General features: G+C 61.9%; 10 protein-coding genes. 5 read left to right on the plus strand and 5 right to left on the minus strand.

Translation table 11 applies throughout. The features are described from left to right. Positions 1 to 224 precede the first annotated feature (224 nt). Positions 225 to 1,679: a short-chain fatty acyl-CoA regulator family protein gene (locus QWU44_RS04030; RefSeq protein ID WP_370914438.1), complete on the plus strand. Its 1,455-nt coding sequence runs from the start codon at positions 225 to 227 to the stop codon at positions 1,677 to 1,679. 15 nt (positions 1,680 to 1,694) lie between these two features. On the opposite strand, the gene QWU44_RS04035 is transcribed toward QWU44_RS04030, so the two are convergent. The 3 genes from QWU44_RS04035 to upp all read right to left on the minus strand — a co-directional run bounded on the left by QWU44_RS04035 (position 1,695) and on the right by upp (position 5,432). Further along, positions 1,695 to 3,107: an NAD(P)H-quinone dehydrogenase gene (locus QWU44_RS04035; RefSeq protein ID WP_370914439.1), complete on the minus strand. Its 1,413-nt coding sequence runs from the start codon at positions 3,105 to 3,107 to the stop codon at positions 1,695 to 1,697. 157 nt (positions 3,108 to 3,264) lie between these two features. Beyond that, positions 3,265 to 4,482 (minus strand): M20 family metallopeptidase, encoded by a 1,218-nt coding sequence (locus QWU44_RS04040; protein WP_370914440.1) that lies wholly within the window; start codon positions 4,480 to 4,482, stop codon positions 3,265 to 3,267. A gap of 314 nt (positions 4,483 to 4,796) precedes the next feature. Then, entirely contained in the window at positions 4,797 to 5,432 is a 636-nt protein-coding gene (gene upp / locus QWU44_RS04045; RefSeq protein ID WP_370914441.1) for a uracil phosphoribosyltransferase, read from the minus strand. Between the two features lie 79 nt (positions 5,433 to 5,511). Here upp and QWU44_RS04050 point away from each other — a divergent pair, with 79 nt between their 5' ends. From QWU44_RS04050 to QWU44_RS04060, 3 genes are all read left to right on the plus strand, one after another. Then, positions 5,512 to 5,796: a hypothetical protein gene (locus tag QWU44_RS04050; RefSeq protein WP_370914442.1), complete on the plus strand. Its 285-nt coding sequence runs from the start codon at positions 5,512 to 5,514 to the stop codon at positions 5,794 to 5,796. Beyond that, complete coding sequence (locus QWU44_RS04055; protein WP_370914443.1) at positions 5,793 to 6,716, plus strand: NlpC/P60 family protein; 924 nt, start codon at positions 5,793 to 5,795, stop codon at positions 6,714 to 6,716. The genes QWU44_RS04050 and QWU44_RS04055 overlap by 4 nt, the downstream gene beginning before the upstream one ends. A gap of 62 nt (positions 6,717 to 6,778) precedes the next feature. Continuing rightward, a complete protein-coding gene (locus QWU44_RS04060) occupies positions 6,779 to 8,002 on the plus strand; it encodes a hypothetical protein (protein ID WP_370914444.1) in 1,224 nt (407 codons plus the stop codon). Between the two features lie 99 nt (positions 8,003 to 8,101). Here the strand turns inward: QWU44_RS04060 and QWU44_RS04065 are convergent, their stop codons facing one another. Then, entirely contained in the window at positions 8,102 to 9,373 is a 1,272-nt protein-coding gene (locus QWU44_RS04065) for an adenosine deaminase (RefSeq protein WP_370914445.1), read from the minus strand. A 115-nt stretch (positions 9,374 to 9,488) separates the two neighbouring features. On the opposite strand from QWU44_RS04065, the gene QWU44_RS04070 reads away from it, so the two are divergent. After that, the gene (locus QWU44_RS04070) at positions 9,489 to 10,841 is read left to right on the plus strand and encodes a D-alanyl-D-alanine carboxypeptidase family protein (protein ID WP_370914446.1); all 1,353 of its coding nucleotides are present in this window, start codon (positions 9,489 to 9,491) and stop codon (positions 10,839 to 10,841) included. Positions 10,842 to 10,915: 74 nt separating this feature from the next. Here QWU44_RS04070 and yhjD read toward each other — a convergent pair whose 3' ends face one another. Then, positions 10,916 to 11,998, minus strand: coding sequence for an inner membrane protein YhjD (gene yhjD / locus QWU44_RS04075; RefSeq protein WP_370914447.1), 1,083 nt, complete (start codon positions 11,996 to 11,998; stop codon positions 10,916 to 10,918). Between the last annotated feature and the right edge of the window lie 355 nt (positions 11,999 to 12,353).

Below are 12,353 nucleotides of genomic sequence, written 5' to 3' on the forward strand. Positions count from 1 at the left end.
TGTCCTATCGGGGTCGGGGCTGGCGCGTCGTCGCGTCACGGGCAATCAGTCTCCGTCACACCCCCGTTCGGAGGTATGAAACGGATATCTTGATGGCCGACTATACAGTGATTATCGAAACCTCCCATCTGCGAAAAGTGCGTAAATATGCGGTATCGAACAGGCCTTTTCGCAAAGTTCGCAAAAATGTCAGGCCACGGCAGCATTATCAGGAAGTGACACCCATGGAGAAGATGTACGCGGGGGCACGCATCCGGACGCTGCGCCGAGCGGAGAACCTCACCCAGGCGGAGATGGCCCGGCGCATCGGACTGTCCACCAGCTACCTCAATCAACTGGAGAATGATGCCCGCCCGTTGACGGCTACCGCGTTGATGGCCCTCGTCCGCACCTTCAACGTCGACGTCTCCTACTTCGCCCCAGAGTCAAACTCCCGCATGGTCGCCGCCCTCAAGGAAGTAATGACCATTGCCGGAACCTCCGGACTCGATGACGCGGAACTCGTGGAGTTCGCCGAGCGCCATCCGGAAATGGCACGCGGAATCCTCCGACTGACCCAACGTCTACCCACGGGCGATGAGAAAACGGATGCCTCCCCCACTTCCACCCCCATGACACCAGGAGAGATTCAATACAGGACTCTTGCAGCCGATAGCACATCCGCCTATGAGCATGTCCGTGACTACTTCTACGCGCGCCGGAATCACATCACCGAGTTGGATGACCTCGCAGAAGGATTCGCGGCGACCCTGGGGCGGCCAGGTCTACGGCTCACCCGACTCCTCGCCTTACTCGACGAAGCCCACGGCGTCACCGTCCGTCTCAACGCCCATGACCACGGCCCCCGCCGTATCTTCGACGACGGAACCAGGCAGGTCCGCCTCCGGGCAGATCTCACCGAGGCCCAGCAGACCTTTGAACTCGCTCTCCAACTCGCGTTCCTGGTCCACGGAGATCTCCTGACACGGTTGGCGGACGACCCAGAACTCCCCACCACGGAGTCACGGGAACTCGGGCGCTTCGGTCTGGCACAGTACTTTGCCGCAGCCGTCGTCATGCCGTACACCGAGTTCCTCAACACCGCACAAACCACAGACAACGACATCGACCGAATCGCCGCACACTTCGGAACCGGGTTCGAGACCACCGCGCACCGTCTGTCCACTCTCCAGCGCCCGGGACGGGAGGGCGTTCCCTTCTTCTTCGTCCGTACGGACCGCGCTGGCAATATCTCGAAACGGCAGTCGGCAACCGGATTTCATTTCTCCAGGACCGGAGGATCCTGCCCGCTGTGGATCGTCCACAGGGCATTCGAGAACCCCGGACACATCGTCCGCCAGATCGCGTCGATGCCCGACGGTCGAACTTATCTCTGGGTCGCACGAACCATCCGCAGTCGCAGCCGGTCCTACGGCGAGGTACCGCGCGAATTCGCCATCGGGCTCGGATGCGACCTCGATCAGGCCCCTAAACTGGTGTATTCACGTGGACTGGATCTCAGCCCGGACTCCGCGACCCCCATCGGTTCCGGCTGCCGCACCTGCCCCCGCGGGCATTGTCGGCAGAGAGCATTCCCCGCGACAGGACTCACCCTCGACATCGACGAACGCTATTCCCCCGATGAGCCCTACCGCGCCTTCACCCCCTCCGGAGAAAACCTGCGGAACTGCCGCCGCTGAGGAAGACCTGGGAAGTCAGCTCAGATCATCGTGAGCCACGAGCTGACGAGCCGCCTCCGTCACCGATCCGGAGAGCGTCGGGTACACCGAGAAGGTATTCGCGAGATCGTCGACCGTCAACCGATTGGTCACAGCAACCGCGATCGGCAGAATCAACTCAGACGCGGTCGGCGCGACGACGACACCACCAATGACGAGGCTGGAGTTCCTGCGGCAGAAGAGTTTGACGAAACCATGGCGTAGGGAACGCATCTTGGCCCGCGGGTTCGTCGTGAGCGGCAGCACGATGGTCCGGGCTGTGACCTCCCCGGATTCGATGTCACTCTGAGTGTGCCCGACCGCAGCGATCTCCGGACGGGTGAATACCGCGGTAGCCACTGTCTTCAGCCGGATCGGGCTCACTCCCTCACCGAGCGCGTGGTACATCGCCACACGCCCCTGCATGGCTGCGACTGAGGCCAACGGAAAAAGATCGGAGCAGTCACCCGCTGCGTAGATACCCGCCACGGAGGTGCGCGACACCCGATCAACGATGATGTGCCCAGACGGAGAGGTTTCGACACCGACGCTCTCCAACCCGAGATTCCGTGTGTTTGGCACAGAGCCAACGGTCATCAGAGCATGGGAACCGAAAATCTCGCGGCCGTCGGTTGTCCGCACGCAGACCCCACCGTCATCGGTGCGCGTCACGGACTCCACCCGGGCGTGCTTCTCCAGGGAGACACCGCGTTCAGCCAGCACGGTTTCCAGGACATCGGCAGCATCCGCGTCATCGTGCGGGAGAATCCGATCCCGGGAGGCAACCATGGTCACCTTCACCCCCAGCTCTGCAAAGGCGGAGACGAACTCGGCCCCCGTGACACCGGAGCCGACGACAATCAAGTGTTCCGGAAGCTCATCGATGTCATAGACCTGACGCCAGGTGAGGATCCGCTCCCCGTCAGGTTGAGCCCCCGGGAGAACACGCGGCGATGCACCTGTTGCGAGGAGAACGAGGTCACACTCGATAACCTGATCAGGGCCACCGTCATTCGGTGTGACAGCGATGTAGTGGGTGCTCTGCTTGGGCTTGTAATCATCGAAACGTGCACGCCCGTCAATCACCCGCACCCCGGCGGACACCATCTGCCTGCGCACGTCCGAAGACTGCGCTGACGCGAGGTTCTTCACACGTTCATTGATCTCGCTGACCTGGAGCAGGTTAAAGGTGTCCGTTCGCTCCAATCCCATGTCATCCGCACGACGGAGATCCGTCTGGATACCCGTCGCAGCGATGAAGGACTTCGAGGGAACACAGTCATGGATAACCGCGGACCCACCGAGCCCCTGGTCCTCGATCAGGGTGATGTCGGCGCCGTACTTCGAGCCTGCGAGCGCGGCTTCGTAGCCGGCGGGGCCACCGCCGATGATCACTATTCGTTTGGACACAGGTCTCCTCCAGATACGCTTCGGGTGTAGTCAGTGCGTCAGTTTCGGGCCACTCCACGTGCGCGCGGCAAAGCCGCCCCACGGGCTGTGTGGGCTGCCCTGGGAGCAGTGTAATGCACCGGCTGTGCAGGCTCCCCTGCACCCGCCCCTCTCGGGGTCACCTGGTGGGCAGAAAACCGTCCGGTCCGACAGGACGCTGGACGTCCTTGTTCATCTCGCGTGAATAACCATCCACAACGGCACCGAATAACCGCACCCCGACTCCGAGACACCGCTCATCCACCACGAAATCACCCTGGTGCAGATCGAACTGGCGGCCAGATCCGGACCAGCAGCCCAGTCTCGCCATCGATCCCGGAACATGTTCGAGGTACCAGGAGAAATCCTCACCACCCGACGACTGCGGAGCGGCAACGATGGAGTGGGCGTCGATACCGCGGGCGGCGTTCGCCATCAGCGCCGTCGCCACGTCATCATTGATCACCGGGGGCACACCCTTCGTGTAGACCACCTCATACGTGCACCCGGTCGGGGCGATGATCTGCCCGATCAGCTCCGTGATCAGTGGTTCCGCAGACCGCCATACCCCAATGTCCGCAGTCCGAAGAGTCCCGGAGATCCGGCCGTCCTCGGGGATCGCGTTCGCTGCATAACCGGCGTTGATCGAACCGAAAACGAGAACAGTCCCCGTTCGCGGATCAAGTCGACGGCTCAACAGCGCCGGAAGCTGGGTAACCACACTCGACAATGCGTAGACGACATCTGCGGTCATCTGTGGACGGGAGGTGTGCCCGCCCGGCCCGTGGACGTTAACCTCAAGGATATCCGCCGCCGAGGTAATCGCACCCGTGCGCAGACCGATCTTCCCGGTCCGCAACTTCGGCTCGACATGGACAGCGAAGATCGATGAGACGTCCTCAAGCCCGCCCCACTCGATCACATCCGGGGCGCCGCCGTCCATGACCTCCTCAGCGGGCTGAAAGATGATCCGGACCCCGTGATTGAGGTCGGCGGCATGCAGCGCGCACGCCGCCCCCATCACGATTGCAGTGTGCACGTCATGCCCGCAGGCATGCATGACACCGGTTGTCCTGGATGAGAAGGCTACCGGTGCCTTCTCCTCGATGGGGAGCGCATCAATGTCCGCACGTAGAGCGATCCGGTGCCCGGTGTCCGGCCCGATGTCGACCATGAGCCCGGTTCCCGGGAACAGCTTCGGTTCCATCCCGTATCCGGCAAGGGTCTCCGCGATCCACTCGGTGGTGCCATACTCCATGTGGCTCAGCTCGGGATACGTGTGCAGGTGCCTCCGCCACCGGGTCAGCTCATCGGTGTGCTCGGTCAGCCAACCGTCGACCTGTGCCCGGATACTCATCTGATCCTCTCACGCTTTCGGATATACGTAAATGTTCGACCACGCGGGCGAAACCCTGGAATGTGACGGAGTTACCACTCCCGTGGGAACCCTCCGTCGCACACTGCGGGAACCGTCCGGCAGTTCCTCCGTAATTCTATATTTGACGGCTGAACCAGCCTGCACCGCCCCAACCACCCGGCGAACGGTGAACATCAGCGATGGCGCAGATGCCGTAAGGCACCGTACCTCGCCATGAGAACGGCCCACCCCCTCTGTTCGCGAGGTCACACCCCCGGCCGTGGTATCTCACTTGCACCAGGGGTCGGTACATCCTACAAGTGAATATTGCGCGGACCGTAGAGCCGATCCCCGGCGTCACCCAAGCCAGGGACGATGTAGGCGGCGGAGTTGAGATCCGGGTCGATGGTCGCGGTGACCAACCGGACCGGATACCCCGATTCCGCCAGCGCATCAACTCCGGGCTGTGCGGACACCATGCAAACGGCGGTGATGTCCGTTGCTCCGCGGTCACACAGGAGTTTCAGGGAATGCAGAAGAGACCCCCCGGTGGCAAGCATCGGATCGACGATGAACACCGTCTCCTCGGACATATCCTCGGGAAGAGCCTCCAGGTACGGCACCGGCTCGTGAGTCTCCTCATCTCGGGCGATGCCGATGAATCCCACTTGCGCGTCGGGGATCATTGAGAGCGCGGGGTCAATCATTCCGAGGCCCGCCCTGATCACCGGCACGATGATCGGAGGCTTACGGAGCCTGGTTCCGGTTGCGGTGGACACCGGGGTTTCGGTGTTGAACGTCTCCACCGCCAGATTCCGGGCTGCCTCGTAGATGAGCATCGCGCCCAAATCCCGCAGCGCCGCACGGAACACGGAGTTGTCGCTGCGGCGGTCCCGCATGATGGTCAGGCGGGCTGCCGCCAGAGGGTGGTCGACGATTGTGATGTCCATGAGCACAATCCTAAGCCACGCCAGGCACACCGGAAATCCGTCGGGAACCTCATTCACGCTACTTCCGGTCTCATGGTGCATGAACACTCTCAGACTCGATCCCGAACACGCCCGTGCTCTGGTGCGTGATCTTGCCCACCGTGCCGCCACAACCCCCAACTGCGAAACACGTGTTCCACCCCAGACTCCCGGGACCAGCGATCTGATCTCCGCGTTCACCGATGCATCCCGGACGCTGAACCGACGTCGAACCACCGTGACCGACCACATCCGTGCTCTCGTAGAGGTACACGGGGGTCCCGGTGGGCACATCGACGCAGCCGTGGAGGCAGACAGAGGGCTGGCGGCGGGGCTCAGGGCATGAACCCGATCCTCCCTACCCTCGACCCCCTGGCCGGTGTCTTCAGCGGACTGGACACCATCTCTTCACTACTGCCACCGGAACTCCACCCACCCGTACTCGATGTACCCGATGTTTCCTCGGCCTCCCCACTCGCCGAGATGTTCGGCACCGATGCGCAGCAGCTCGTGAGCGAAACCATGTCACTGACTGCGGACTGCGCTTCCTTCGCCACAACCACCGTCCGGGCGGCGGTGGTCCTCAATGCCGCCCGGCTGGACCTCACCGGGATCGCCACCGCGGCACTTCGTGACGTCCGACTCGTCGCGCCCCTCGTCCTCACCCCGAATCCGGCCACCGCCCTTTCTGCGGTAGTCCGCATCGCAACGATCACCGGGGCAGCGATCAGCGCGGCGGTGGCCCGAGTTCTCCGAATGGAGGCGGAACTTCGCCCGCATGTGTCCAGATTCCGTGAACTCGCTGCCACGGAAACACACCTGCCGCAGGTTGTCCCATCCGATGGTCCCGGATCCGCACCGGCCCCTCTGGGCAAAACGTTCCCCCTCTCACCGAACCCGGGCCGGGTTTCTCCCTCGGATTCGGGTGCAGGCCGACGTGCCGCAGAGGCGGCTCTCTCGATGGTGGGCACGCCCTACGTGTGGGGTGGATCTACCCCCGACGGTTTCGACTGTTCCGGTTTGACGAGCTGGGCATGGCGCCAGGCGGGAGTCGAGCTCCCACGTCTGGCTGAGCACCAGACCGTCGGCAGGCAGGTCAGCTCGGACGAGCTCACCGAAGGTGATCTGGTGGTGTGGAACGGGCACGTCGCGATGTACATCGGAAACGGAAGAATCGTTGAAGCCGGGAGCCCGGTAGAGATTTCACCGCTGCGCACCACCAACGGTGGGATGGATTTCTACGGATTCTGGCGGCCCACCGGGTGACGCATCCACTGCGGGGTGGGGTGGGTGACGGCGTAGGAAACGTCAGGCTAGGATTTACAGCCATGGCACTACAAGGCATCGTCCCGATCACCGTTTCCCTAACTGAGGGAGACTTCCTCACCCTCTGGGCTCCGAAGTGGAGGGAACACGGCCAGGAATGGCAGGCGTTCCTCGGCGACGGGGATGATGTCTATCTCTTCCGGTCCACGGGAGAACTCCTTGCATTCATCGAGTCCGACTCCCGGCACGATCTGCGGGATCACCCGAAGTGGTCCGCCTTCCAGCATGAGGATTCGACGCGGGTCGTTCCCGGCAAGCGGGGATACTGTGACATTATCGGCGTGCCCGAACTCCTCGCGGGGCGTCCTAGTCATGACAACGTCACCGGTGTCGAGCGCGCGTTCGCCGTCACACGTTCACTGGGCGATGTAACGGGCTCCACCACGATCGGTTCTTTCTTCTCCTCGTATTCGGTGCTCGCCAACGTCGAACGTGGCGCGGACCATTATGCGGTGGAGAACGGCGATTCTGAATGGTCCGCGGTCGGTCGTGCTGTTCTCAGCAACTGGGACCGGATCGTCGACGAACTTGACGGCTGCTACATCATCCCCGAGCAGGACTCCTCAGTGGTCGACGCCGCGCAGGCAAAAGTCGACGCCGCAGTGGAAGCCCGCGAACAGGCCCGCATCGAGGAAGAGTCGGCCGTCGAAAACGCAGCGGAGAAGGTCGATCCGTACGACGTCTCGTTGTGGGGTACAGCGGGCATCGACCCAGTGAAGATCGCCATCGAGGGACGGACACTCTACACCTTGCGCACCTACGTCGACGGGCAGCCAGTGTTCCTCGGACATTTCGGCCAGATCTATACCTTCAGCAATCGCAGGGCGATGCTTCGCTGGCTCGCAGAACACGACGAGCACGACCTGGCTGCGACCGCTACCTGGTCCGAGATCATGGACGGTGTCAATGGTGGAACACTTGACGTCACCGCACACGCCGACAACACCTATGTGTTCACCGGACTGACAGAAGACATCATGAAGGGGCCGAACGCGGTCGATACCGAGCAGATGCGCCAGGCCTACGAGCTCCTCGCGGACGCGGCGGACTGGGCCCGTGACGATGCCGTGAACTCCGTACTCGTAGCGAATCCCGCACTGCAGGAGTACATCTCCTACATGCTGGGGGGATCGTCCGGATACATCCCCTCAGCCCCGTACACTGCGGAAGCCGAAGGCTGGAGAAGCCTGGAAAACGGCCTCGTGGGCCGATTCAGCAGGTTCTGATCACCGCCCGCCGCCACGGGGGAGCGCTGACGATATCCTGCAGTGGCTCCGTGGCGGCGGTGAGTGGCACGGACGGCCTTCCCCGTGCCCAGCAAGTGACTAATCCAGATCTGTCGGGTCGATCCCGAGTTCCGCGAGCAGCCCGGGATCTATCCCCTCAAAAGCGGAAACAGAGCCGCTTCTCTCCGAGTCCGTCGATCTGTCTGACTCCTCCTCATCACTGGCCGCATCGTCAATCGTCGTCTTCTCCCATCCCGGAACGATGAGTTCTTCAAGGATCTCCCGCCGTTGAAGTTCAGGGATGAAGGCCGAGGCGATCGCGGTGACGGTGAGGTCAAAGAGTTCGGGAATCCCATAGTCGAACGTCTCGACGAGTAACATCATCTCCTCCGTCATGGAGGTTCCGGAGACGAGTCTGTTGTCGGTGTTGACGGTACAGGCGAATCCAAGTCCGTGCAGCAGGGGAAGTGGATGGTCCGTAATCTCGTCGATGACTCCCGTCTGGACATTGGAGCTCGGGCACAGCTCCAGGGCGATCCCACGGTCGCGAACATAGGATGAAACGCGGCCGGGATCTATACCGTCGATACCCGCGCTGAAATCCTCGAATAACCGTGCGCCGTGCCCGATCCGCCAGGTTCCCTGGGAAACTGCGTCCGCCAGTGAATCAATGCCTGCGGCTTCCCCGGCATGAATGGTGAAGGGAACGAGATCCTCCCGTAGTACGGCGAATGCTCCCGCGCAGCACGCGGGTGGGAAACCAGCTTCCGCTCCGGCGATATCGAACCCGACGACGTACCCACGTCCGGGAGAGTCGGAACCTGTGTTGGAGGCGACAAGTTCGGCAATCTCCCGGGCCCGGTCCGCGTGCCGCATCGCGCACAGGATCACCCGTGCGTGAATCGTGTGCCCGGACAGATGGGAGGTCTTCTCCCCCTCCATGCACCCGTCGACGACTGCGTCAACGATCTCCTGCAGCCCGAGTCCCTGTTCCTGATGCTGTTCCGGGGCAAATCGCAGTTCCGCATAGACAACTCCATCTGCGGCGAGATCCTCCACTGCTTCCCGGGCCACCCGGTGCAGCGCAGCCGTGGTCTGCATCACCGCGCAGGTGTGTGCGAACGTCTCCAAATACGCGGGCAGTGACCCCGAGTCCGCGGAGTTGACGAACCAACGGGCGAGCTCCTCAGGATTCCCCGTGGGCAGACCTCTGTAATCACAGTCAGCGGCCAGGTCAATGACTGTGCCGGGACGTAGCCCTCCATCGAGATGATCGTGCAGAACGACCTTCGGTAGTGCGGCTATAGTCTCCCGACTGAGTCGCTTGTGCCGGGGGCTGTATTCGGGAGAACCTTGCGCGATCGAGTACATGGACACAATCTACCTGGCGTTCGGGGCGAGGAGTACTCGACCCGAACAGTGCCGTCCCCGGTTCGTGGGGAGTTTGAATCCGCATGGGAGCTGAACGGGACTATCGTGGCTAAGCATGTCTCCACATGTTCGCCGAGCTCCGGTCACCGTCGCCGTGACATCCTCGCTCCTGATCCTCGCCACCGGTTTCACAGGTGCAGCTCATGCGCAAGATGGCACCCTGGCGACACCGACCGCTCCTCCGCAGACCGCCCTCTCCGGACGTCTCACGGCACCGGTCACCGATGACTGCCCCTGGGCAACGACTCCGGCAGCACCAGTCGACGCCTCGGAAGTTCCCGCTGCAGGCGCTCCCCTACCGAGTCTCCTCCCGGTTCCCGCCACACACGCAGGCGGACCGCAGATGTCTGCATGCGGTGTCGTGGCGGCTCCGGCTTTCATCGTGCCGGAGGACCAGACTGCCACCTCCTGGATTGTGTTCGACCTCGATTCCGGCGATGTGCTCGCGGCCAAGGACCCGCACGGTCGCTATCGACCGGCATCAATCATCAAAGTTCTCCTTGCCCTCGTCGTTCTGGACCGCCTTGACCTGGACCGCGAAGTGACCATCGGACACGATTCCGCAGCGATGGAGGGCTCCCGCGTGGGAATCGTGGAAGGTGGCCGCTACACCGTCGAGCAACTCCTGCAGGGACTGCTCATGGCATCAGGAAATGATGCGGCACACGCCCTCGCTCAGGAACTCGGTGGCGACGAGCGCACGCTAGAGCTCATCAATACGAAAACACTGGACCTGGGGACTCAGGACACCCGGGTCGCCACATATTCCGGTCTTGACGGACCCGGAATGTCGACCTCGGCGTTCGACATGGCTCTGGCCTATCGGGCCGCCTGGGAAAATGAGGTGTTCGCCCGCATTGTCCGCACCGATCATGTGGACTTCCCCGGAGCGCCCGACGGTGACAGCTACCAGGTGTGGAATGACAATCATCTGCTGCTCAACGATTCGGACTCCATCGGCGGAAAGACCGGTTTTACCGATGACGCCAGGCACACGTTCGTCGGTGCGATGGAGCGACACGGCCGACGTCTGGCGACGGTCGTGTTGGACACCACCACGGACAAGGGGCGCCCGTGGGAACAGGCACAGCGCCTTCTCAACGCCGGTTACGCCGTACCACCACAGCAGAGTGTCGGCGTCGTCGAGAAACTCGCCCCCGCTGCCCCGACGTCGACTGCCTCCACCATGACGTCACCGACACCGGAGCCCGCACCATCAACGTCCGGTGCGGAGACCGACCCCCGCACCGTGACCCTCCGACTTCCTGCATGGAAGGTGGCCGCGATGGCCGTCGGAGGTATCTTCCTCGGAGCTCTCCTGTTCGGGATCGCACTGAACCGTGTGCTATCAAAGAGGAACCGTGCACGCCGCACAGATCGTCGCCCTGGATCGGTGCCCCGGCGCTAAAATCGGAAAAGAGGCCGAAGGTCGCCATCACGCTGCACCTCCGCCCCGCCCCTAGGACGAACAATGCCGGAAAACTATCGCCGCAGCATCTTCTTCACCACGGCGATTCCGACGGCACCGATCGCCGCACCGGCCCCCACCAGAGCAACGGACGCCTTTGTGTCCGGAATTGGGTCAACGTCGTTACGTACCCGGATGACCGCAGGTTCCGGGATCGGGGTCCGGGTCTTCTTCAGCGATTCCGCCGTCGTTGCTGCCCACGCCGAGCAGTAGAGCAGGATCCGCCAGACGAAGAACAGGAGGACCATCACGCCGATGATCGGACCGAAGGTAGCGCCTGCCGGGTTACTCAGTGCCTTGGAGAAAAACACCGAACCGATCTGTTTGAACGCCTCGAAGACCACGGCACCGATGAGCGCACCCTTGACCGCGGAAACCCTGGGGACGCCGGTGCGCGGCAGGAACTTGATGAGGCAGAAGAACACACAGAAGTTGGTGATCAGGCCCACGATGAGCGCGACGAGATAGACGATCACCGAGATACCGGGAATACCATCGAGATTCACTTTCTCCAAGAGCGTCACCGTTAGACCAGAAGCCCCCACCGCGGTCACACCGAACGCAAGGATCAGCGCCAGCAACAGCCCGATAAGCCCGGCGAGATCCCGTAGCTTGCGCTTCACGATGTTTCCTTCGGAAGGATCACACTTCCACATCTTGGAGACACCGTAGCGGAGGTGGTTCATCCAGTTCAGACCGGACCACAGTGCAGTCAGACCACCGATACCTGCGACAGTGGAGCGCTGACTAATGGCTGTCTCAAGGATCCGGTTCACGGGTTCTCCGACGTCACCGGACACCGACTCACTGATCCGTTGCTGCAATTGAACGACAGCATCCGGATTATTCGCCAGGATGAAACCGACCGTGGCAAAGAGAATCATCAGGATGGGAAACATCGAGAGCACCGAAAAATAGGTGATACCGGCGGCGTACTGGTTTCCGCCCATCTCCCCATACCGCTCCTGCATCCGCATGATGTGATCGAACCAGGGCCATTTGTCCCGGTACTGCTGTAGAAACCCTGGATCGTCCTGATTGACCCGCTCAATGCCAAACTCGTCGGTCTGCTTTGGAGCTGTCTTGGATGAGGCCACGGCGTATTGTCCTTCGCGGGGTTTTGGTTGTGGAGATGGAGCAACCCCAGCCTAGGCATAGGACCCGCTCAAGGAAAACCCGGGACTCACGGCCAACCATCAGATCGCACCGAACCCCTATATAGGGGAATACACAGGGGGGTCAGACAATGCACCCAGAACACAGCTCGCAACACTGAAGATAAACACCATCTAACCATGTAGCTAACAGTATTTCCATGGGATTAACGTGCCCTTTCAACGAGAGGAAGAGTGTATTCCGCCCCTAAATACTACTTTTATTCTATGTATAAGCGGGCATAATGACCACAATGACTCTGTCTCAGTTTCGTCTCCCTACCCAAGGACACTCACA

The sequence above is a fragment of the Corynebacterium sp. CCM 9203 genome, assembly GCF_041357675.1.
In the GTDB taxonomy this organism is placed as follows: Bacteria; Actinomycetota; Actinomycetes; order Mycobacteriales; family Mycobacteriaceae; genus Corynebacterium.

What these genes read in the sequence shown, in the direction of transcription:
- QWU44_RS04030 (WP_370914438.1), top strand. Translation starts at nt 225, where the DNA reads ATGGAGAAGATGTACGCGGGGGCACGCATCCGGACGCTGCGCCGAGCG.
- QWU44_RS04060 (WP_370914444.1), top strand. Translation starts at nt 6,779, where the DNA reads ATGGCACTACAAGGCATCGTCCCGATCACCGTTTCCCTAACTGAGGGA.
- QWU44_RS04040 (WP_370914440.1), bottom strand. Translation starts at nt 4,482, where the DNA reads ATGAGTATCCGGGCACAGGTCGACGGTTGGCTGACCGAGCACACCGAT.
- QWU44_RS04055 (WP_370914443.1), top strand. Translation starts at nt 5,793, where the DNA reads ATGAACCCGATCCTCCCTACCCTCGACCCCCTGGCCGGTGTCTTCAGC.
- QWU44_RS04070 (WP_370914446.1), top strand. Translation starts at nt 9,489, where the DNA reads ATGTCTCCACATGTTCGCCGAGCTCCGGTCACCGTCGCCGTGACATCC.
- QWU44_RS04065 (WP_370914445.1), bottom strand. Translation starts at nt 9,373, where the DNA reads ATGTACTCGATCGCGCAAGGTTCTCCCGAATACAGCCCCCGGCACAAG.
- upp (WP_370914441.1), bottom strand. Translation starts at nt 5,432, where the DNA reads ATGGACATCACAATCGTCGACCACCCTCTGGCGGCAGCCCGCCTGACC.
- QWU44_RS04050 (WP_370914442.1), top strand. Translation starts at nt 5,512, where the DNA reads ATGAACACTCTCAGACTCGATCCCGAACACGCCCGTGCTCTGGTGCGT.